The organism is Escherichia sp. MOD1-EC6819 (assembly GCF_002965765.1).
Taxonomy (GTDB): domain Bacteria; phylum Pseudomonadota; class Gammaproteobacteria; order Enterobacterales; family Enterobacteriaceae; genus Escherichia; species Escherichia ruysiae.
Genome location: NZ_PTRG01000007.1, coordinates 109,403 through 131,102 on the forward strand (window position 1 = coordinate 109,403; position 21,700 = coordinate 131,102).

At 43.4% G+C, this 21,700-nt stretch carries 24 protein-coding genes and 1 pseudogene; 17 read left to right on the plus strand and 8 right to left on the minus strand.

Features of this window, described 5'->3' with window-relative positions; genetic code table 11:
• The first annotated feature begins 73 nt into the window (after nt 1-73).
• Both rph and pyrE read left to right on the plus strand, forming a co-directional pair.
• The gene (gene rph, locus A7Z06_RS11770) at nt 74-790 is read left to right on the plus strand and encodes a ribonuclease PH (RefSeq protein ID WP_001247086.1); all 717 of its coding nucleotides are present in this window, start codon (nt 74-76) and stop codon (nt 788-790) included.
• Nucleotides 791-855: 65 nt separating this feature from the next.
• Nucleotides 856-1,497 (plus strand): orotate phosphoribosyltransferase, encoded by a 642-nt coding sequence (gene pyrE, locus A7Z06_RS11775; protein WP_000806178.1) that lies wholly within the window; start codon nt 856-858, stop codon nt 1,495-1,497.
• A 36-nt stretch (nt 1,498-1,533) separates the two neighbouring features.
• On the opposite strand, the gene slmA is transcribed toward pyrE, so the two are convergent.
• The 3 genes from slmA to coaBC form a co-directional block, all read right to left on the minus strand.
• Nucleotides 1,534-2,130 (minus strand): nucleoid occlusion factor SlmA, encoded by a 597-nt coding sequence (gene slmA, locus A7Z06_RS11780; RefSeq protein WP_000818603.1) that lies wholly within the window; start codon nt 2,128-2,130, stop codon nt 1,534-1,536.
• 106 nt (nt 2,131-2,236) lie between these two features.
• Complete coding sequence (dut, locus tag A7Z06_RS11785) at nt 2,237-2,695, minus strand: dUTP diphosphatase (RefSeq protein WP_000976070.1); 459 nt, start codon at nt 2,693-2,695, stop codon at nt 2,237-2,239.
• Entirely contained in the window at nt 2,673-3,893 is a 1,221-nt protein-coding gene (gene coaBC / locus A7Z06_RS11790) for a bifunctional phosphopantothenoylcysteine decarboxylase/phosphopantothenate--cysteine ligase CoaBC (RefSeq protein ID WP_000050166.1), read from the minus strand. The genes dut and coaBC overlap by 23 nt, the downstream gene beginning before the upstream one ends.
• Before the next feature lie 171 nt (nt 3,894-4,064).
• Here coaBC and radC point away from each other — a divergent pair, with 171 nt between their 5' ends.
• The 4 genes from radC to mutM all read left to right on the plus strand — a co-directional run bounded on the left by radC (nt 4,065) and on the right by mutM (nt 6,281).
• Nucleotides 4,065-4,733 (plus strand): RadC family protein, encoded by a 669-nt coding sequence (radC, locus tag A7Z06_RS11795; protein ID WP_105279432.1) that lies wholly within the window; start codon nt 4,065-4,067, stop codon nt 4,731-4,733.
• Nucleotides 4,734-4,949: 216 nt separating this feature from the next.
• Nucleotides 4,950-5,186, plus strand: a complete 237-nt coding sequence (gene rpmB, locus A7Z06_RS11800) for a 50S ribosomal protein L28 (RefSeq protein WP_000091955.1) — start codon at nt 4,950-4,952, stop codon at nt 5,184-5,186.
• Between the two features lie 20 nt (nt 5,187-5,206).
• Complete coding sequence (gene rpmG, locus A7Z06_RS11805) at nt 5,207-5,374, plus strand: 50S ribosomal protein L33 (protein ID WP_001051798.1); 168 nt, start codon at nt 5,207-5,209, stop codon at nt 5,372-5,374.
• Between the two features lie 97 nt (nt 5,375-5,471).
• Nucleotides 5,472-6,281: a bifunctional DNA-formamidopyrimidine glycosylase/DNA-(apurinic or apyrimidinic site) lyase gene (gene mutM, locus A7Z06_RS11810; RefSeq protein ID WP_001114534.1), complete on the plus strand. Its 810-nt coding sequence runs from the start codon at nt 5,472-5,474 to the stop codon at nt 6,279-6,281.
• Between the two features lie 38 nt (nt 6,282-6,319).
• Here mutM and coaD read toward each other — a convergent pair whose 3' ends face one another.
• Together coaD and waaA are read right to left on the minus strand one after the other, a co-directional pair.
• Entirely contained in the window at nt 6,320-6,799 is a 480-nt protein-coding gene (coaD, locus tag A7Z06_RS11815; RefSeq protein ID WP_001171876.1) for a pantetheine-phosphate adenylyltransferase, read from the minus strand.
• A 7-nt stretch (nt 6,800-6,806) separates the two neighbouring features.
• Nucleotides 6,807-8,084 carry a lipid IV(A) 3-deoxy-D-manno-octulosonic acid transferase gene (gene waaA, locus A7Z06_RS11820; RefSeq protein ID WP_000891554.1) on the minus strand — a complete coding sequence of 426 codons (1,278 nt, stop codon included), beginning with the start codon at nt 8,082-8,084 and terminating at the stop codon, nt 6,807-6,809.
• Nucleotides 8,085-8,495: 411 nt separating this feature from the next.
• On the opposite strand from waaA, the gene rfaQ reads away from it, so the two are divergent.
• The 11 genes from rfaQ to A7Z06_RS22445 all read left to right on the plus strand — a co-directional run bounded on the left by rfaQ (nt 8,496) and on the right by A7Z06_RS22445 (nt 18,582).
• Entirely contained in the window at nt 8,496-9,560 is a 1,065-nt protein-coding gene (rfaQ, locus tag A7Z06_RS11825; protein ID WP_010344498.1) for a lipopolysaccharide core heptosyltransferase RfaQ, read from the plus strand.
• A 2-nt stretch (nt 9,561-9,562) separates the two neighbouring features.
• Nucleotides 9,563-10,687, plus strand: coding sequence for a lipopolysaccharide glucosyltransferase I (gene rfaG, locus A7Z06_RS11830; RefSeq protein ID WP_000634282.1), 1,125 nt, complete (start codon nt 9,563-9,565; stop codon nt 10,685-10,687).
• Nucleotides 10,680-11,477, plus strand: coding sequence for a lipopolysaccharide core heptose(I) kinase RfaP (gene rfaP / locus A7Z06_RS11835; protein ID WP_000229845.1), 798 nt, complete (start codon nt 10,680-10,682; stop codon nt 11,475-11,477). Before rfaG ends, rfaP begins: the two co-directional genes overlap by 8 nt.
• 36 nt (nt 11,478-11,513) lie before the next feature.
• Entirely contained in the window at nt 11,514-12,449 is a 936-nt protein-coding gene (gene rfaS, locus A7Z06_RS11840; RefSeq protein ID WP_000158228.1) for an LPS core biosynthesis protein RfaS, read from the plus strand.
• A 43-nt stretch (nt 12,450-12,492) separates the two neighbouring features.
• A complete protein-coding gene (gene waaB / locus A7Z06_RS11845) occupies nt 12,493-13,572 on the plus strand; it encodes a lipopolysaccharide 1,6-galactosyltransferase (protein ID WP_000683966.1) in 1,080 nt (359 codons plus the stop codon).
• On the plus strand, nt 13,572-14,591 hold the full coding sequence (waaO, locus tag A7Z06_RS11850) for a lipopolysaccharide 3-alpha-galactosyltransferase (protein ID WP_001188024.1): 1,020 nt from the start codon (nt 13,572-13,574) through the stop codon (nt 14,589-14,591). The genes waaB and waaO overlap by 1 nt, the downstream gene beginning before the upstream one ends.
• A gap of 38 nt (nt 14,592-14,629) precedes the next feature.
• Complete coding sequence (gene rfaJ, locus A7Z06_RS11855) at nt 14,630-15,646, plus strand: lipopolysaccharide 1,2-glucosyltransferase RfaJ (protein ID WP_000376847.1); 1,017 nt, start codon at nt 14,630-14,632, stop codon at nt 15,644-15,646.
• Between the two features lie 17 nt (nt 15,647-15,663).
• Complete coding sequence (gene rfaY / locus A7Z06_RS11860; protein ID WP_000615184.1) at nt 15,664-16,362, plus strand: lipopolysaccharide core heptose(II) kinase RfaY; 699 nt, start codon at nt 15,664-15,666, stop codon at nt 16,360-16,362.
• 73 nt (nt 16,363-16,435) lie between these two features.
• The gene (waaZ, locus tag A7Z06_RS11865) at nt 16,436-17,287 is read left to right on the plus strand and encodes a 3-deoxy-D-manno-oct-2-ulosonate III transferase WaaZ (protein ID WP_000790290.1); all 852 of its coding nucleotides are present in this window, start codon (nt 16,436-16,438) and stop codon (nt 17,285-17,287) included.
• A gap of 32 nt (nt 17,288-17,319) precedes the next feature.
• Nucleotides 17,320-18,387, plus strand: a complete 1,068-nt coding sequence (locus tag A7Z06_RS11870; RefSeq protein ID WP_001236428.1) for a glycosyltransferase family 9 protein — start codon at nt 17,320-17,322, stop codon at nt 18,385-18,387.
• Nucleotides 18,388-18,507: 120 nt separating this feature from the next.
• Nucleotides 18,508-18,582 (plus strand): hypothetical protein, encoded by a 75-nt coding sequence (locus A7Z06_RS22445; protein WP_432758339.1) that lies wholly within the window; start codon nt 18,508-18,510, stop codon nt 18,580-18,582.
• A gap of 44 nt (nt 18,583-18,626) precedes the next feature.
• Here the strand turns inward: A7Z06_RS22445 and A7Z06_RS11875 are convergent.
• From A7Z06_RS11875 to rfaF, 3 genes and pseudogenes are all read right to left on the minus strand, one after another.
• Nucleotides 18,627-19,679 (minus strand): annotated as a pseudogene (locus A7Z06_RS11875) (O-antigen ligase family protein); the annotation flags it as partial.
• Nucleotides 19,680-19,688: 9 nt separating this feature from the next.
• Entirely contained in the window at nt 19,689-20,648 is a 960-nt protein-coding gene (rfaC, locus tag A7Z06_RS11880) for a lipopolysaccharide heptosyltransferase RfaC (protein ID WP_001264627.1), read from the minus strand.
• Between the two features lie 3 nt (nt 20,649-20,651).
• Nucleotides 20,652-21,698 (minus strand): ADP-heptose--LPS heptosyltransferase RfaF, encoded by a 1,047-nt coding sequence (gene rfaF, locus A7Z06_RS11885; protein WP_000699258.1) that lies wholly within the window; start codon nt 21,696-21,698, stop codon nt 20,652-20,654.
• Nucleotides 21,699-21,700: the final 2 nt, after the last annotated feature.

Below are 21,700 nucleotides of genomic sequence, written 5' to 3' on the forward strand. Positions count from 1 at the left end.
TGTCAGGATAGGAATAACCGCCGGAAGTCCGTATAATGCGCAGCCACATTTGTTTCAAGCCGGAGATTTCAATATGCGTCCAGCAGGCCGTAGCAATAATCAGGTGCGTCCCGTTACCCTGACTCGTAACTATACAAAACATGCAGAAGGCTCGGTGCTGGTCGAATTTGGCGATACCAAAGTGTTGTGTACCGCCTCTATTGAAGAAGGTGTGCCGCGCTTCCTGAAAGGACAGGGACAAGGCTGGATCACCGCAGAATACGGTATGCTGCCGCGCTCTACCCACACTCGTAACGCTCGTGAAGCGGCGAAAGGTAAGCAGGGCGGACGCACGATGGAAATCCAGCGTCTGATTGCCCGTGCATTGCGTGCGGCGGTTGATTTGAAAGCGTTGGGTGAGTTCACCATTACGCTGGATTGCGACGTACTTCAGGCCGATGGCGGCACGCGCACTGCTTCAATCACTGGTGCCTGCGTGGCGCTGGCAGATGCACTGAATAAGCTGGTTGAGAATGGCAAACTGAAAACCAATCCGATGAAAGGCATGGTGGCAGCGGTTTCGGTGGGTATCGTTAACGGCGAAGCGATTTGCGATCTGGAATACGTCGAAGACTCTGCTGCAGAAACGGATATGAACGTGGTGATGACCGAAGATGGGCGCATCATTGAGGTTCAGGGTACGGCGGAAGGCGAGCCGTTCACTCACGAAGAACTCCTCACCTTGTTGGCGTTGGCCCGAGGGGGAATCGAATCCATTGTAGCGACGCAGAAAGCGGCGCTGGCAAACTGATTTTTAAGGCGACTGATGAGTCGCCTTTTTTTTGTCTGTAGAAAAGTAAGATGAGGAGCGAAGGCATGAAACCATATCAGCGCCAGTTTATTGAATTTGCGCTTAGCAAACAGGTATTAAAGTTTGGCGAGTTTACGCTGAAATCCGGGCGCAAAAGCCCCTATTTCTTCAACGCCGGGCTGTTTAATACCGGGCGCGATCTGGCACTGTTAGGCCGTTTTTACGCTGAAGCGTTGGTGGATTCTGGCATTGAGTTCGATCTGCTGTTTGGCCCGGCTTACAAAGGGATTCCGATTGCCACCACTACCGCTGTGGCGCTGGCGGAGCATCATGACCTTGACCTGCCATACTGCTTTAACCGCAAAGAAGCAAAAGACCACGGTGAGGGCGGCAATCTGGTCGGTAGCGCGTTACAAGGGCGCGTAATGCTGGTGGATGATGTGATCACCGCCGGAACGGCGATTCGCGAATCGATGGAAATTATTCAGGCCAATGGCGCTACGCTTGCTGGCGTGTTGATTTCGCTCGATCGTCAGGAACGTGGTCGCGGTGAAATTTCCGCGATTCAGGAAGTTGAGCGTGATTACAACTGCAAAGTGATTTCTATCATCACTCTGAAAGACCTGATTGCTTACCTCGAAGAGAAGCCGGAAATGGCGGAGCATCTGGCGGCGGTTAAGGCTTATCGCGAAGAGTACGGGGTTTGATAAGAAACGCCGGATGGTAAGTCATCCGGCGTTATATTACTGCAACTGCGCGGCAATCAGCGGCCAGCGGGCGTCAAAGTCATCCGTCGGGCGATATTTAAACTCGCTACGAACAAAACGAGACAGCATACCTTCGCAAAACGCCAGAAGTTGGCTTGCCAGCAACGTTTCATCGGTGGTGTAACCTTCACCCTCACGCATTCTCTTTTCACGCAATACCTGACGCAGCTGCGCTTCGATACGCTCGAACAGTTGGTTGATGCGCCCTTGCAGGCGATCCTGTTCGAACATTAGCGCATGACCAGTGAGGATGCGGGTCAGGCCTGGATTACGTTCGCCGAAACCGAGAAGCAGCAACACAATCAGGCGCAGGCGCGCAGTAGTGTCCTTTTCATCTTTCAGAATCAGGTTAATACGAGTAATCAGGCTATCTTCGATAAACTCAATCAGGCTATCGAACATGCGGGTTTTACTGGGGAAGTGGCGATACAGAGCCGCTTCGGAAACGCCGACAGAGGCGGCCAGTTTCGCCGTCGTGATACGCTGGCTTCCATCGCTGGATTCCAACATCAACGCCAGAGACTGAAGTATTTCTTCGCGACGGTTCCTTTTCGCAGTTTGTTTTTCTGCCATGTTACAAAATACCCCTGAAAATAAGCACTTACCAGGCGGCACCCACGCTATGACCGCAAACGAAATGTTTGCGGCGATGTTATGACGTTATTTGGATGCGTATGCGTTACTGACGACCAGAGTGACCAAAGCCGCCTTCACCCCGATCAGTGGCGTCAAAATCTTCCACCAGATTAAATTCGGCCTGTACCACCGGAACAAAAATCATCTGCGCGATACGTTCGCCAGGTTGAATGGTGAAACTGTCCTGACCACGGTTCCACACGGAGATCATCAGCTGACCCTGATAGTCGGAATCGATCAATCCTACCAGGTTACCAAGCACAATACCGTGCTTATGTCCCAACCCGGAGCGCGGCAGCATCATCGCCGCCAGTGAAGGGTCGGCAATATGAATCGCCAGTCCGGTCGGCACTAGTGTAGTGTCGCCCGGTGCCAGTTCTACGGCGTCGTCGAGACAGGCGCGCAGGTCAAGTCCGGCAGAACCAGAAGTGGCATAAGTCGGGAGTGGAAATTCCTTCCCAACGCGCGGGTCCAGAATCTTAACGTCGATTTTCTTCATCATAACGGGTCACAATCTCGTCGAGTAATAATTGGCCAAGGAGCTCTTTTCGCTCAAGCGGTAAGATTTTATCGCCATCCTGCCAGAAAAGGTGTAATGCGTTTTTGTCGCTATTAAATCCCTGATTTTTTCTGGAAACATCGTTAGCGCAGATCAGATCAAGGTTTTTGCGGATACGTTTTTGCCGGGCGTATTCTTCCACATTATTTGTTTCGGCGGCAAATCCAACAACATAAGGCCTATGGTCTTTTAATGCGGCAACACCGGCGACGATATCCGGGTTTTTAACCATTTTTATTGTTAATTCATCACCCGGTGTGGCCTGCTTTTTGATTTTTTCGCTGGCAACGGTGGCTGTACGGTAATCCGCGACGGCGGCACAACCGATAAAGATATTTTGCTGTTGCACGGATGCCTTCACGGCGGCTTCCATCTCCAGTGCGGTTACCACATCAACACGTTTAACAAACGGTGGCGTCGGTAGTGAAACCGGGCCAGAAATCAGCGTGACGTTCGCGCCACGGCGTGCAGCGGCTGCGGCAATGGCGAACCCCATCTTGCCGGAGCTGTGATTAGAGATATAACGCACCGGATCGAGCGGTTCACGTGTCGGGCCTGCGGTAATCATAATGTTCAGATGTTTCAGGTCGTTGACGGGCGAAAAATGGGCGACCGCCATATCAACAATGGTTAACGGATCGAGCATTCGCCCAGGGCCGACATCACCACAGGCCTGGCTGCCGCTATCGGGCCCCCAGATCAGCAAACCGCGCGAGGCAAGCACCTCTAAATTATGCTGGGTGGCAGCAGCACGATACATCTGTTGGTTCATCGCTGGCAGCACGGCAACAGGCGCAGGAGTCGCAAGGCAAATCGTCGATACCAAATCATTCGCCATACCGGCAGCAACGCGGGCAATCAAATCCGCCGTGGTTGGGGCAAGAATCACTAAATCAGCCCATTTACCCAGCTCAATGTGGCCCATTGCCGCTTCGGCTGCCGGATCCAGCAGACTGTCGGAAACGGGATACCCAGAAACCGCCTGCAAACTAAGTGGAGTGATAAAGGCTTTTGCCGCTTCGGTCATTACCACACGGACGTCGGCCCCGCGATCGCGCAAACGACGCACCAGTTCAGGGGTTTTATAGGCAGCAATACCGCCGCTGACGCCGAGAACGATTTTTTTACCGGCCAGACTCATGATGATTTTTCCTGTTGGGTGACACCAGAAGTTGGCGATTTTATCACAATACTTTTGTTGTCGTGCTTTCACCTGAGAATCACTTTGCGAGGCGCTTTCCAGGATTGAAAACTGGCCGTCGATTTAACGGAACGGCTATGACAGGATGCGAGCATCACAAAGGAGGTGAAGGTGAAAAACAATGCACAGCTGTTGATGCCACGCGAAAAAATGTTGAAGTTTGGCATTGGTGCGTTAACGGATGTCGAGCTGCTGGCGTTATTTCTGCGTACAGGAACGCGCGGTAAAGATGTGTTAACCCTGGCAAAAGAGATGCTGGAGAATTTCGGCTCTCTTTACGGCTTGTTAACCTCTGAATATGAACAATTTAGTGGGGTTCATGGAATTGGCGTGGCGAAATTTGCCCAGTTAAAGGGGATTGCCGAACTGGCGCGGCGTTACTACAACGTGCGGATGCGTGAAGAAAGCCCGTTACTCAGCCCGGAGATGACGAGGGAATTTTTACAAAGCCAGCTCACGGGCGAAGAGCGGGAGATCTCTATGGTGATCTTTCTCGACTCACAACACCGGGTTATAACGCATAGCCGTCTTTTTTCCGGCACGCTAAACCATGTTGAAGTCCATCCTCGGGAAATTATCCGCGAAGCGATAAAAATAAACGCCTCGGCGCTGATCCTTGCGCATAATCACCCTTCGGGTTGTGCTGAACCCAGTAAAGCGGATAAACTCATCACCGAACGGATAATAAAAAGTTGTCAGTTCATGGAATTACGCGTGCTCGACCATATCGTGATTGGGCGTGGAGAATATGTTTCTTTTGCCGAACGCGGCTGGATTTAACCCGCTATGCGCGATCCTTCGGGATCTTTGTCTGTTCGGGACTTGAGCACATCGCCGAGTCAGCGTATACTACGCCACCTTTGAGAATCTCGGGTTTGGCATTTGGGCCTGGCAATCGAGAGTTCACATAGAACTGCGATGACCGGGCTGTAAAGCCTGACGAGGCGCCAATACCCCATACGAAGCTCGAGCTAATTTGATTTTTGGAGAATAGACATGTCCCGAGTCTGCCAAGTTACTGGCAAGCGTCCGGTGACCGGTAACAACCGTTCCCACGCACTGAACGCGACTAAACGCCGTTTCCTGCCGAACCTGCACTCTCACCGTTTCTGGGTTGAGAGCGAGAAGCGTTTTGTCACCCTGCGCGTATCTGCTAAAGGTATGCGTGTAATCGATAAAAAAGGCATCGATACAGTTCTGGCTGAACTGCGTGCCCGTGGCGAAAAGTACTAAGTACTTAGAGGAAATAAATCATGGCTAAAGGTATTCGTGAGAAAATCAAGCTGGTTTCTTCTGCTGGTACTGGTCACTTCTATACCACTACGAAGAACAAACGTACTAAGCCGGAAAAACTGGAACTGAAAAAATTCGATCCAGTTGTTCGCCAGCACGTGATCTACAAAGAAGCGAAAATTAAATAATTCTCGCTTTAATGTAACGAAAAACCTCGCTCCGGCGGGGTTTTTTGTTATCTGTTTGCCCCCATATTGACTGCATCTGTTCATTCCTGGAGATGCTATGCCTGAATTACCCGAAGTTGAAACCAGCCGTCGCGGGATAGAGCCGCATCTCGTTGGTGCAACTATTCTTCATGCGGTGGTGCGCAATGGACGCTTGCGCTGGCCGGTTTCGGAAGAAATCTACCGTTTAAGCGACCAACCAGTGCTTAGCGTGCAGCGCCGGGCTAAATATCTGCTACTGGAGTTGCCAGAGGGCTGGATTATCATTCATCTGGGTATGTCTGGCAGCCTGCGCATCCTTCCAGAAGAACTTCCCCCTGAAAAGCATGACCATGTTGATTTGGTGATGAGCAACGGCAAAGTGCTGCGCTATACCGATCCGCGCCGCTTTGGCGCCTGGCTGTGGACCAAAGAACTGGAAGGGCACAATGTGCTGGCCCATCTTGGGCCGGAGCCGCTTAGCGACGATTTCAATGGCGAATACCTACATCAGAAGTGCGCGAAGAAAAAAACGGCGATTAAACCCTGGCTGATGGATAACAAGCTGGTGGTGGGTGTGGGAAATATCTACGCCAGCGAATCACTGTTTGCTGCGGGGATCCATCCTGATCGGCTGGCATCGTCTCTGTCGCTGGCTGAGTGTGAATTGTTGGCGCGAGTGATTAAGGCAGTGCTACTCCGTTCTATTGAACAGGGCGGCACGACGCTGAAAGATTTTCTACAAAGTGACGGTAAACCGGGTTATTTCGCTCAGGAATTGCAGGTTTACGGGCGTAAAGGCGAGCCGTGTCGGGTGTGCGGTACGCCGATTGTGGCGACTAAACATGCGCAGCGGGCGACGTTTTATTGCAGGCGGTGCCAGAAGTAATTCATGCGCGCCGGATGGCATACCATCCGGCATAAACGCTACGCTAACTTCGCCATCAGCGCCTGATGGACATTCTCCGGCAGGAAATGGGTGACATCACCCTGATGGCGAGCCACCTCTTTGACCAGCGATGAAGAGATAAACGACCACTCTTTTGAAGGCATCAAAAAGACACTTTCCAGTTCCGGCATTAAGTGGCGATTCATATGCGCCAGCTGCATTTCATATTCAAAATCCGCCACCGCACGCAGACCACGAATCAGCACCGTAGCGTGTTGATTACGCGCGAAGTTTGCCATCAAATCACTAAACCCGACCACTTCCACGTTTCCCAGATGCGCGGTTGCCTGCTGTGCCAGTACCACGCGCTCTTCCAGGGTAAACATCGGTTTTTTACTGGGGCTGGCGGCAATCGCCAGAATAACGTGATCGAACATCTGCGTGGCGCGCGTCACGATATCGATATGACCATTGGTAATGGGATCGAAAGTACCCGGATAAATCGCCCGTTTTTGCATAACAACCTCAATGCGTTTTCGGTGGCAGGTAAGGTTCCAGCAGTTGAAGCAGACGCTGCAGCGCGCCCTGGTTTTGATACAGCACTTCAACGGCATGACGGCCATAAAAACTACGGTAATCGGCGTCGGTGAGTAAAGAGGATATCTCTTTTGCCAGCGACGCGGCATCAGTGACGGTAATCAGCCCGCTTGCCTGCTCCAGCCGTGCGCAAATGTCTTTAAAGTTAAAGGTATGCGGCCCCATCAGTACCGGAATAGCGTGTGCAGCAGCCTCCAGTGGGTTATGCCCACCTCGTTCAACCAGTGAACCGCCAACAAACGCGAGATCGGCAATGCCGTATAGCAACATCAGCTCGCCCATCGTATCGCCAACTACCACTTGTGTACTGGCGGAAGGGATTTCTCCGGAAGAGCGTGTGATATAGCTTAGTCCAGCCTGGCGGACCAGGTTAATCGCATCCGGGAAGCGTTCCGGATGACGTGGAACAAGAATGAGCAATAAATTAGGGAACTGCTTTAACAGCGCCTGATGCGCGGCAATTACCACGCTCTCTTCACCATCATGAGTACTGGTGGCAATCCATACCGGGCGATGTGGCGCCCACTGGCGGCGCAGCGTCACTGCTTTAGCAGCCAGTTGTGGTGTTACAGAAATATCGAATTTCAGGCTACCGGTAACGGTCACCTGATTATTTTTTGCGCCCAGCGCCACAAAACGTGCACCATCTTCTTCATTTTGGGCGGCAATCAGCGTAATACGACGCAGTAAGCGACGAACGAATTTGCCCAGTTTGGCGTAACCTGCCGCAGAGCGCGCAGAAAGTCGCGCGTTGGCGATAACCAGCGGAATTTTACGTTTATGTAGCGCCGCAATCAGGTTTGGCCACAACTCGGTTTCCATAATCAACACCAGTTTAGGGTCTACTTTATTAAGGAAACGGTTGAGCGCATCGGGCAGATCGTAAGGCAGATAAACGTGTTGAACATCCTTCCCAAACGCTGATTGTACGCGCTCCGAACCGGTTGGCGTCATGGTTGTAACGGTAATCGGCAAATCAGGGTAGCGATGACGCAGCGCGCGCACCAACGGGATCGCCGCCAGAGTTTCACCGACGGAGACGGAGTGCAGCATAATGCCGCCTGGTTTCAGCGGATGGCGGTAAAAACCGTAACGTTCACCCCAGCGTTTTCGATAGGCCGGAGCCTTACGTCCGCGCACCCAGAGCCGTATCCAGATCAACGGCTGAATAAGGTAGAGAAGGGCGGTGTAAAGCAATTCGAGCATAATAAATAGCTGACTTATGGATGTGCTGGGGATTCTATGTATTTAGCTGGGGCTTTACCATTACTTTTCCCGTTTTTGACTTAAATAGCTTCTGTTTGGTCTGAACTACCACGACATCTCCAGTTTTTTTGTATTTTTATGCGATTCATTGAAGCCCGAACCAATTTGCAACTCTATATAGGCATCGTCCGTACCAGAATTATCTGCATGTGGTTTTTTATCTGCATGATTTTTATGATTAAAAACCATTTTGTGTATAAAAAACATTCGGGTCGGATTGCTGCGAAAGAAATGATACACTAGCACGCCAAAGTAAGTGCGTTATCAGTATTCAGGTAGCTGTTGAGCCTGGGGCGGTAGCGTGCTTTTTTCTGCTTAACTTAACCAGACAATCATACAAAAGAGTCGCTAGTGGAAAAGCCATTTCGAAATATCCTGGTCATAAAGATGCGATATCACGGAGATATGTTATTAACTACTCCTGTCATCAGTACGCTCAAGCAGAATTATCCCGATGCAAAAATCGATATGCTGCTTTATCAGGATACAATTCCTATTTTGTCTGAAAACCCGGAAATTAATACGCTCTATGGCATAAGCAATAAAGGTGCGGGAACATTCGATAAAATTAAAAATGTGCTTTCGTTGATAAAAACTCTGCGTGCGAATAATTATGACCTGGTCATTAATCTTACGGATCAATGGATGGTAGCACTGCTGGTGCGTTGTTTACCGGCACGTATGAAAATATCGCAACTTTATGGTCATCGGCAGTATAGTATTTGGAAAAAAAGCTTTACACACTTAGCGCCAATACACGGTACACATATTGTTGAGCGTAATTTATCGGTCCTTGAGCCATTAGGTATTACCGATTTCTACACCGACACAACAATGAGTTACGCCGATGATTGCTGGAAGAAAATGCGGCAGGAATTAGATGCTCTGGGCGTGAAAGATCATTATGTCGTCATCCAACCGACAGCTCGTCAGATATTTAAGTGCTGGGATAATGATAAGTTTTCTATGGTTATCGATGCTTTGCAACGGCGTGGTTATCAGGTTGTGCTGACCTGTGGGCCTTCGGCAGATGATCTCGCCTGTGTAGATGAAATAGCACAAGGCTGCCAAACAAAACCTATCACTGGCCTTGCAGGTAAAACACGGTTTCCTGAACTGGGTGCGTTAATTGATCATGCCGTACTCTTTATTGGTGTGGATTCTGCGCCAGGGCATATTGCGGCGGCGGTGAAGACGCCAGTTATTAGCCTATTTGGGGCCACTGATCATGTATTCTGGCGTCCATGGACCGATAATATTATTCAGTTCTGGGCGGGTAATTATCAACAAATGCCCACCCGGCACGAACTTGACCGCAACAAAAAATATCTTTCTGTTATTCCAGCGGAAGATGTCATTGCCGCTACGGAAAAGCTGTTGCCAGAAGATGCTCCTTCAGCTAACAGGAATGCATAATTATGATCGTGGCGTTTTGTTTATATAAATATTTTCCATTTGGTGGTCTACAGCGTGACTTTATGCGTATTGCGTCAACAGTTGCCGCACGGGGCCACCATGTTCGGGTATATACACAGTCGTGGGAAGGCGATTGTCCGGAAGCATTTGAGCTTATTCGCGTACCGGTTAAATCCCATACTAACCATGGACGTAATACAGAATATTATGCCTGGGTACAAAATCATCTCAAAGCGCATCCTGCTGATCGTGTCGTTGGGTTTAATAAGATGCCTGGGCTGGATGTCTATTTTGCCGCCGATGTCTGTTATGCCGAGAAAGTGGCGCAAGAAAAGGGATTTTTCTATCGTTTAACATCACGCTATCGCCATTATGCTGCGTTTGAGCGAGCGACTTTCGAACATGGTAAATCGACGAAACTCATGATGCTGACCGATAAGCAAATCGCCGATTTCCAGAAGCATTACCAGACTGAACCAGAACGTTTTCAAATTCTTCCCCCCGGCATCTATCCGGACAGGAAATACAGCGAGCAAATCCCAAACAGTCGTGAAATATATCGTCAGAAAAATGGCATAACCGAACAACAAAACTTATTGCTACAGGTTGGGTCAGATTTCGGTCGTAAAGGTGTGGATCGCTCAATTAAGGCTTTGGCATCGTTACCAGAATCATTACGCCACAATACGCTTTTGTTTGTCGTTGGTCAGGATAAACCACGCAAATTTGAAGTGCTGGCAGAAAAACTTGGGGTACGTAGCAACGTGCATTTCTTTTCCGGGAGGAATGACGTGTCTGAATTAATGGCTGCGGCAGATCTCTTACTGCATCCCGCTTACCAGGAAGCTGCCGGTATTGTTCTCCTTGAGGCGATCACCGCTGGATTACCTGTTTTGACAACCGCAGTATGTGGATACGCGCATTATATTGCAGATGCTAATTGTGGAGCGGTTATCGCGGAACCATTCCGTCAGGAAGAATTAAATGCGATCTTACGCAAAGCATTAACACAGTATTCGCTACGAATGGCCTGGGCGGAGAATGCTCGCCATTATGCAGATACTCAGGATTTATACAGCCTGCCAGAGAAAGCCGCAGATATTATTACAGGTGGTTTAGATGGTTGAATTAAAAGAGCCGCTTGCCACACTTTGGCGTGGTAAAGATGCTTTTACAGAAGTTAAAAAACTGAATGGCGAAGTCTTTCGCGAACTAGAGACACGTCGAACATTACGCTTTGAATTGGCTGGGAAAAGCTATTTCCTTAAATGGCACAAAGGTACGACCTTAAAAGAAATTATAAAAAACCTGCTCTCATTGCGTATGCCCGTTTTAGGCGCAGACAGAGAGTGGCACGCTATTCATCGACTGCATGATGTCGGTGTTGATACGATGCACGGTATAGGGTTTGGTGAAAAAGGGTTAAATCCATTAACCCGTACATCATTTATTATTACCGAAGATCTTACTCCTACGATTAGCCTTGAAGATTATTGTGCAGATTGGACAGTTAATCCGCCTGATATATGTGTTAAGCGTATGCTGATTACACGAGTGGCAACTATGGTGCGTAAAATGCACGCAGCAGGAATAAATCATCGTGATTGTTATATCTGCCACTTTTTGCTTCATTTACCGTTCACTGGCCGGGAAGATGAATTAAAAATTTCGGTAATAGACCTGCATCGCGCGCAGATACGGGAAAAAGTCCCACGTCGTTGGCGGGATAAAGATTTGATTGGTCTATATTTTTCATCGATGAATATTGGCCTGACGCAGAGAGATATATGGCGATTTATGAAGGTTTATTTTGGGATGCCTTTACGAAAAATATTATCTCTTGAACGGAATTTATTGAACATGGCAAGCATTAAGGCCGAGCGTATTAAAGAGCGAACACAACGCAAAGGATTATAAAAATATTTATCAGTATGTACTGGAACTAACTTCATTATGACTATTTATTTTATAAACTGGGTTGCAGATTATGAATTAAAAATGATCCAGTACTTGAAAAAAAAGTATAAGATAAAAAATATAACAACTCCAAAAAAATACAACTGGATTAATAAGAAACTTTCGAAGTTAGGGATGGATAATGCATGGTTGGGACGATTATTCATCAAACATAATCTCAATGCTGTTAAAAAGGATGATATAATTATCTTTAATGACAGTGTGATTAATAAAGGAATTAATAAACAAATATTAAAAAATATTAATTGCCATAAGGTTTTGCTGCTAAGAAATACTGTTAGCGAAGATTTTATTTTTGATAGTGCAAATTATTTCGATATTATCTATGATTTTGAAAATAGATTTATAGGGAATGAGAAGACCAAAGCAATAGAACAATTTTTTCCTATCGGAATGGAAGAGATTACAAATTATAGTTTGTTTGACAAAAATAACAGCCAGCCAATATGTTTTTTCCTTGGTCGTGATAAAGGGCGTCTTCAAATAATTGATGAATTAGCTGATAGATTAACAACACTAGGATGTAAGCTAGATTTTAATGTTGTCAAAGATAAGACATCCTCTCCTACTTCAAAGTATTTGATTGAAAAACAAATACCTTATGAAGAGAATATTAGAAGAACATTAAATTCTAATATAATTGTTGATATAACTAAAGAAAATCAATGTGGCTGGACTCTTCGGATACTTGAGGCAATATTTTTTAATAAAAAATTAATTACTAATAATATAAATATACTTGATTCAGAAATCTATAGTGAGTCTCGCTTTTTTATAATAGGTCATGATGATTGGGATAAGTTAGAGTATTTTATTAACTCATCTGTTAAACCAATGGATTATGATAGTTTATATAAATTCAGTCCTGATAAAATGATGTCAACAATTGTTTCTGATTTTATAGACAAATAAAACCGTTAAAACAGTGAGTTTTACTCAATTAATGAGAGTTCCTATGAAAATAGCGTTTATCGGCGAAGCTGTTTCAGGGTTTGGTGGTATGGAAACAGTCATTCGAGATGTTATTACCACCTTCAGACAACAACATATCCAAAGTGAAATGTTTTTCTTTTGCCGTAATGACAAAATGGATAAGGGATGGCTGGAAGGTATTAAGTACTCGTGTTCATTTTCCAACATTCGCTTAGGTTTTTTACGTCGCGCGAAGCATATTCATGCTTTAAGCAAATGGCTTCAGAATTATCAGCCAGATGTTGTTATTTGTATTGATGTGATCTCATGTTTGTATGCGGAAAAAGCGCGTAAAAAATCTGGAGTTGATGTACCTGTATTTTCATGGCCGCATTTTTCTTTAGATCATAAAAAACATGCTGAATATATCACCTGTGCCGACTATCATTTAGCAATCAGCTCCGGTATTAAACAACAAATGATTAACCGGGGTGTACCAGAATCGACGATAAATGTTATTTTTAACCCTGTCGAAGCGAAAGATTCAGTCATTCCAGCACCCGAAGAAGGCGAAACGGCAACCTTCATTTATGTCGGACGCATGAAATTCGAAGGTCAGAAACGAGTAAAAGATCTTCTTGATGGCTTATCACAAGTGCAAGGTGACTGGAAACTTCATGTATTGGGTGATGGTTCCGATTTCGAAAAATGCCAGGCTTATGGTAGAGAGTTAAATATTGATGATCGAATTGTCTGGTATGGTTGGCAACAACATCCCTGGGAATTAGTTCAGCAGGATATTAAAAAAGTGAGTGCGTTATTACTCACGTCATCTTTTGAAGGTTTCCCGATGACTCTGCTTGAAGCCTTATCGTGGGGGATTCCTTGTATCAGTGCAGATTGTGTCTCCGGGCCTGCTGACATCATCCAGCCTGATGTTAATGGTCATTTATATCAACCGGGTGATATGACCAGTTTTGTTTCTCTTCTCAATAAATACATAGCCGGTGAAATTCTCATCGAACATGAAAAAATTCCTGCGTCGATCGATAAATTTTACCAGCAGAAATATTATGACAGATTACACAAGATAATTATTTCTGTTATTTCCCGGAGGAAATGATGCAGCAGGTTTTTTTCCAGGAGACTGAGTTTCTCAATTCAGTTATTGATTACAATTATAAAGTAGAAACAGAAAGTCTTTGTCTGGATATTGCTTATGGAACTGACAAGAATTTTCTTTTTGGTTGCGGAATTTCGATTGCTTCAATATTAAAATATAATGAAGGAAATCGCTTATGTTTCCATATTTTCACAGACTATTTTTGTGAAGATGATCGAAAATATTTTGATGCTCTGGCTCAGCAATACAAAACCAGGATTAAGGTATATTTAATTAATGGCGATCGGCTCCGTTCATTGCCAAGTACCAAGAACTGGACTCATGCAATCTATTTTCGCTTTATTATTGCAGATTACTTTATTAATAAAACACCTAAAGTTCTATATCTGGATGCAGATATCATTTGTCAGGGAACTATAGAACCACTTATTAATTTTACGTTTCCTGATCATACAGTCGCAATGGTTGTTACCGAAGGACAAAATGACTGGTGGGAAAAACGTGCACATTCGTTAGGTGTTGTGGGGATTGCTAAAGGTTATTTTAACTCTGGTTTTTTATTGATCAATACTCACCAATGGGCAGTTGAGCAGGTTTCTGCACGAGCCATTGCAATGTTAAATGATCCGGAGATAGTAAAAAAAATAACACATCCTGATCAGGATGTATTAAATATGCTACTGGCAGATAAACTTATTTTTTCTGATATAAAATACAATACCCAGTTTAGCTTAAATTACCAACTCAAAGAAAGTTTTAAAAATCCAGTAACCAGCGATACTATTTTTATCCATTATATTGGTCCGACCAAGCCCTGGCATGATTGGGCCTGGGATTATCCTGTATCACAAGCCTTTATGGAGGCAAAAAATGCTTCGCCATGGAAGAATACGGCGTTGCTGAAACCAAACAATAGCAATCAATTAAGGTATAGCGCAAAACATATGCTGAAAAAGCATAGATATATAAAAGGATTTAGCAATTATCTTTTGTATTTTATTGAAAAGATAAAGCATTAAACTGGGAATCTATAAAGTAATGATATAAGGGTAGCCTTGTGGACTCATTTCCTGCCATAGAGATAGATAAAGTTAAAGCCTGGGATTTTAGGCTAACTAATAAAAATACTTCTGAATGTTTAAATGTTGCCTATGGTGTCGATGCTAATTATCTTGATGGTGTAGGTATTTCTATCACATCAATTGTCCTAAATAATCGACATATTAATCTTGATTTTTATATTATTGCTGATGTTTATAATGATGATTTTTTTCAAAAGGTCGAAAAACTTGCAAGGCAATACCAATTAAGAATCACGCTTTATAGAATTAATACTGATAAGCTTCAGTGCTTGCCTTGTACACAGGTCTGGTCAAGAGCAATGTACTTTCGTTTGTTTGCGTTTCAATTATTGGGTCTGACGCTTGATCGTTTACTTTATCTTGATGCGGATGTTGTTTGTAAGGGTGATATTAGCCAATTACTTCATCTGGATTTAAACGGAGCGGTGGCTGCTGTTGTTAAAGATGTTGAGCCAATGCAGGAAAAGGCGGTATCCAGGTTGTCTGATCCTGAACTAAGGGGGCGCTACTTTAATTCAGGAGTGGTTTATTTAGACTTAAAAAAATGGGCCAATGCAAAACTAACAGAAAAAGCGTTATCTATTCTTATGAGTAAAGATAATGTTTATAAATATCCCGATCAAGATGTTATGAATGTTTTATTGAAAGGGATGACAATATTTTTGCCTCGTGAATTCAATACTATTTATACCATTAAAAGCGAATTAAAAGATAAAACACATCAGAACTATAAAAAGTTGATTACAGAAAACACGCTTCTCATCCATTATACAGGGGCAACTAAACCGTGGCATAAATGGGCAATTTATCCATCTGTAAAATACTTTAAAATAGCGTTAGATAACTCGCCATGGAAAAATGATTCCCCCAGAGATGCAAAATCAGTTATCGAATTTAAGAAAAGATATAAGCATTTGTTAGTTCAGCATCATTACGTAACTGGCATTATAGCAGGGGTTCGTTATCTTTACCGAAAATATTACAGTAAATAACTTTTAATTGGCTTATCATGATTCAGAAAAATAAGGTTAAAGATTTTGTTGTTTTTACTGATGACAACAATTCAAAGTACCTCAATGTATTAAATGACTTTTTGTCTTATAATATTAAGATCATCAAAGTGTTTCGTTCTATTGATGATACAAAAGTCATGCTTATTGACACCGATTACGGTAAGTTGGTGCTTAAGGTCTTTTCTCCCAAAATTAAACGCAACGAGCGTTTTTTTAAATCTCTATTAAAAGGAGATTATTACGAACGCCTTTTTGAACAAACCCAAAAAGTGCGAAATGAAGGATTACATACTCTCAATGATTTTTATTTATTAGCAGAGCGAAAAACTTTACGATTTGTCCATACATATATCATGCTGATCGAGTATATTGATGGTGTAGAGTTATGTGATATACCCAATATTGATAACGAGTTAAAAAATAAAATTCAGCAATCAATTCATTCTTTGCATCAACATGGTATGGTCTCTGGTGATCCTCATCGTGGTAACTTCATTATTAAAAATGGTGAAGTTCGAATTATTGATCTCTCTGGGAAACGTGCTTCAGCGCAACGGAAAGCGAAAGACCGTATAGATTTAGAGCGTCATTACGGTATTAAAAATGAGATTAAGGATCTAGGTTATTATCTTTTAGTTTATCGTAAAAAAATGCGCAATATTATGCGGCGTTTGAAAGGAAAACCAGCACGCTAAAGCAGAAATATCCCACCATTACGCGTCTTCGTTAGGCATTTTTATACGGAGTTATTTATTTCACAGGTTTATCATGAAGAATATTCGATACATTGACAAAAAAGATGTTGAAAACCTGATTGAAAATAAAACATCTAATGATGTTATTATTTTTCTATCTGGCCCCACATCGCAAAAGACACCTTTGTCGGTATTACGGACAAGGGATATTATTGCTGTCAATGGTTCAGCACAATATCTGTTAAGTCATAATATTATTCCCTTTATTTATGTACTTACAGATGTTCGCTTTTTACATCAGCGTCGTGATGATTTTTACAATTTTAGCCAAAGAAGCCGTTATACTATCGTAAACGTTGACGTTTATGAACACGCCTCCGAAGAAGATAAACTTTATATCCTCCAGAACTGCCTTATATTACGGTCTTTTTACCGCCGGGAAAAAGGTGGTTTTATAAAGAAGATTAAATTTAATATTTTGAGCCAGATTCACAAAGAACTGCTGATCTCTGTACCGTGGTCTAAAAAAGGTCGTCTGGTTGGATTTTGCAAAGACATTAGTCTTGGTTATTGCTCATGCCATACTATTGCCTTTGCTGCAATTCAAATAGCATATTCACTTAAGTATGCTCGGATTATTTGTTCAGGTCTGGATTTAACGGGTAGCTGTTCGCGTTTCTATGATGAAAATAAGAATCCTATGCCCTCGGAATTGAGTAGGGATTTATTTAAAATCTTGCCATTTTTCCGTTTTATGCATGATAATGTAAAAGATATTAATATTTATAATTTGTCTGATGATACGGCTATTTCTTACGATGTAATTCCATTTATTAAACTTCAAGATATCAGTACAGAAGAATCAAAGGATAGGACAAGAAAAAAAATACAATATAAAGCTCCAACTGATTCTTATGCTAATTAATCACCCTGAAACTAAAATAATATGGTATAAAAATGCGTTTAGGTACTTTTCACAAAAAGAAAAGATTTTATATAAACAAAATCAAGATTAATTTTCTTGCTTTTTTATTTCGTAAGAAAATCAATAATCAAGTTACAGAACCAGCGCAAGTTAAATCATGCCTTATCATTCATGATAATAATAAACTCGGTGATCTAATTGTATTAAGTTCGATTTATCGTGAACTTTACAGTAAAGGAGTTCAAATAACAATCCTCACAAATAGAAAGGGTAGGGAGTTTCTCTCTAATAATAAAAATATATTTGAGTTGTGTGTTAAAGAATCAACTGGTTCCCTTAAAATGCTTAGTTTATGTAAGCATCTGCGGAATTTACAGTTCGATATTGTATTAGACCCCTTTGAGACAATGCCTTCATTTAAGCATAGTTTAATATTATCAAGTTTGAAAGATTCTTACATTCTGGGGTTTGATCAATGGTATAAGCGTTACTATTCATTTTACCATCCCCACGATGAATGTTTAAAAGAACATATGAGTACACGAGCAACAGAAATACTGAAGCATATTTATGGTGAGGGTGAATTTTCCACCGACTACGACTTGCATTTACCTGTAGATGTTGAAAATAAAATAAAAGATTTTATTGGCGACTCTAAAATCGTAATTATAAATCCATTGGGGGCAAAGAAAATATGTAGATTAACATCAGAGCAGATATGTTTTATATATCAACTGATCAAAAGTAAATTACCGAACTACAGAGTTATATTTACCGGTTTACATCAAGATCTAAAAACAATATCTATACCTGATATTGATATTTTGCCATATAAAGATTTTATTTATACAGTGGCACTTACTAAGTTTAGTAATTATGTTATATCAGTTGATACTGCTCTTGTACATATAGCATCAGCGTATAAACGTCCTACACTTGCTCTTTATCCAAATGCGCGTCGTCAAAGTTATCCCTCACACTTAATTTGGGGGCCAAATAATCCTAATGCGATACAAATAATTTCTCCAACTTTTACGGTACAAGATATCGATTCAAAGATATTATTCTTATCCTTGAATAAGTTAATCACCGATAAATAAAAAGTGGGGATTCCCACTTTTTACTTATTCTATTATCTAATGCTGTTGGCTTTTACTTTTCTAATCATAACTAATAGCGTCAATGCTGAAATTATTATAATTGGGATACTTCTAGCCCAAATGATTACATCACTAACACCGACGCCAATAATACCTAATGTTAATGCAAAAAGACCTATATTTCTCTCAGTATAAGCGGTGAAGCACAATGCAATATAAAAGAATAACACAGAGACTATTCCTAAAATCCCTTTTAACGACGCGGCCTCGATTATTTCATTATGTAAATGTATATTAGTAAATTCTAATGCCCCAGCTAAGCGACTTTGCTCAGAAACAAATAAATGCATCTTTTGCGCACGCGCTTCTGCTGATCTCAATGTAAGTGTAGATTCTTTGAAAATGTCTATACCCATTTCATACATTGCTATTCTGGCACCAAGTGATGAATTACTATTATTAGTATACTGTACTAAATCATTCACACCCTCTGCGTATCTATTTTGTAATGTTTGAGAAAATGAATATATCAGGCCTGTTAGAAGTACAATGAATACTATTGCAGATGTTAATATCTTTTTGGGATATTTAATATAAAACAAAACAAATGTTATTACACAAATGAGTGGATAAACTACTAATGTTACTCTTGTCTGCGTTAGCAATAAGGCATAGAAGATAGCTAAGCTATTTAAAATGAACAAATAAGGATTTTTGTTTCTTGTATAGAATACCGCGACTGAACTTAGTATTCCAATAAACATTATAGAATACGATGCACCAGTAGGCGTTCCGATTTCAAAATATATTCTCTCCCAGTTTGTTTTCATTTTTATATAAACTGCATAAGTAGCTATAATAAATGATAAAGTATAAAAAATATATAATACACTGTCTTTTTTTAGTTTTATTCTAGTATTCAGAGCTAAGAAAACTAAAATCGTACCAAATAGAAATATTTTAGCTGTGTTTAAATAATTATGATAAGTTGCTCGAAAAAGTGAATTATCGAATTTAAATAATGAATACCAAACTAAATCAACTAATCCTATAATAAATATAGATAATGGGAGAATAAGGACGTTTCGGTTGATACTTAGTTGTTTACCTCTAAGAATGAGGGCCAATAAACCTACCATAGCTGTAACGTTAAATAATTTTATACTAAGAGTATTATTGACGAGAGCGATAATTAATAAGAAAAAACATAAAACATAAGTCATAATCTCTAAAATTATAGATGATTTTAGAGCGTAAGGTTTCCATGATTGGAGTTTAATGAAGGTTGGCATGTTTTACCTTTATAATGATGATAATTTTTCCAAAACTGCTTGACCGTTGAGATTAATTAAACTTTTCCCCGGCGCCCTACAAACCACCTGATTCTTCCCATACCCGCCAATTAATCCCGGATCGGTCGGTCCATATACAGTGATATTAGGTTTATCCAGAGCCGCAGTTAAATGGCTTAATCCCGTATCCACCGAAACCACGAATTTCGCCCCAGCCAGCACGCTGGCAACACCTTCCAGACTCATCTTCGGCAATACGTCGACATAATCAAATCCTTCCGCCAGCCTTTTCGCCCGCGCTTCTTCATGTGGTGCGCCCCAGGGAAGTTTAATGCGAATCCCTGAACCTGCCAGTAAGCCAATTAATTCTCGCCAGTGTTCTTCCGGCCAGTGTTTATCATCACGGGTCGTCGCATGAAGAAATACGGCGTATTCGCCAGCATCTGCCGGCGGGTTAGCCAGGAAATGCTGCGCAATGGCATAGTCGCCCTGAGTCTGTGGTTTGCTGTAACCCAGGCTTTTGGCGAACAGCTCACGGGTGCGCTCTACGGCGTGCTGCTGTTTGGCAATATGATGTTTGCGATTGTAAAACAGGCTTGCCAGTGGTTCGCGAGCGGTTTGCCAGTCCATTCCATGCTTAATGCCATGCGCCAGACGTGTCACCAGTGCTGCGCTTTTTACCAGCCCTTGCGCATCAATAATCGCATCATAGTTTTCTGCCTGTAGCGTTTCACGAAACGCTTTCCGCTCCGCTTTAATAGGTGCAGAAAACCACGCTTTACGCCAGCGGCGTATCGCTACCGGAATAACCCGTTCAACGGCGGCGTGCCAGGAAGGGATCTGCGCAAAACCTTCTTCCACCACCCAATCAAACGTTATTCCAGGGATTGCCTGCTGCGCATCGGTTAGCGCGGGCAGCGTATGGAGGACATCGCCCATCGACGATGTTTTGACGATAAGAACCCGCATCCGTCAGGCTTCCTCTTGTAACAACAGTGCGTTGAGTTCTTCCAGTACGCGCTGGGGAGTAATGTCGATCAGACTCTGGTGATACCCTTCTGCGGCATCGCCTTTACGCACTTTGTGGTAGCCAGTAATCAGACGAATGACTCGCGCTTTATGAGAAAGCGGCGGCGTAAAGTCCGGGCTGCTTGGCCCATACAGTGCGACCAGCGGACGATTCAGTGCCGCTGCGACGTGCATCAGACCAGAATCGTTGGTGACAATGGCTTTACAGGCCGCAATCAGAATAACGGCTTGATCAAGCTGCGTTTCTCCCGCCAGATTACGACACCATGCCTGCTGCTCAGTATTCAGTGCGGCGAGTATCTCATTGCCCGCCTCATGATCTTTCGCCGAACCAAACAGAACCACCTGATAACCTTCATCAATTAGCTGCTTTGCCAGCTCTGCGTAGTGGTAGTGCGGCCAGCGTTTTGCCGGGCCAAACTCCGCTCCTGGGCAAAAGCCAATCATCGGACGTTCTGATGAGAGGGAAAATTGGTTACAGGTATACGATTTTTCACCTTCGCTCACCTGCAATTGCGGCCATAACAACGGTTTTGGTAGATCTTGTGCGGTACGCATTACGCCTTTGTCATAGGCCAGCGCGACATAGCGTTCCACCATTAGCGGCCAGTCTTCTTTATCAAGCACGCGCACATCGTTGAGCAAACCGTAGCGCATTTCACCACGCCAGCCGGTGCGATGAGGAATTCCCGCGAAGAAAGGCACTAATGCGGATTTAAAGGAGTTGGGTAAGACGTAGGCGCGGTCGTAACGTTTATCGCGCAGGCTATGTCCCAGCTTGCGGCGTTCGCCGATTTCCAGCGAACCGTGACCGAGAGGCATAGGGATAGCTTCGTTAACTTCCGGCATCCGCGATAATAACGGACGGCACCATGCCGGTGCCATCACGTCGATTATCGCCTGGGGATAGCGCGCCTGGAGCGTGCGATAGAGACTTTGCGACATCATCATGTCGCCAACCCAAGACGGGCCTATCACCAAAATCTTCATAG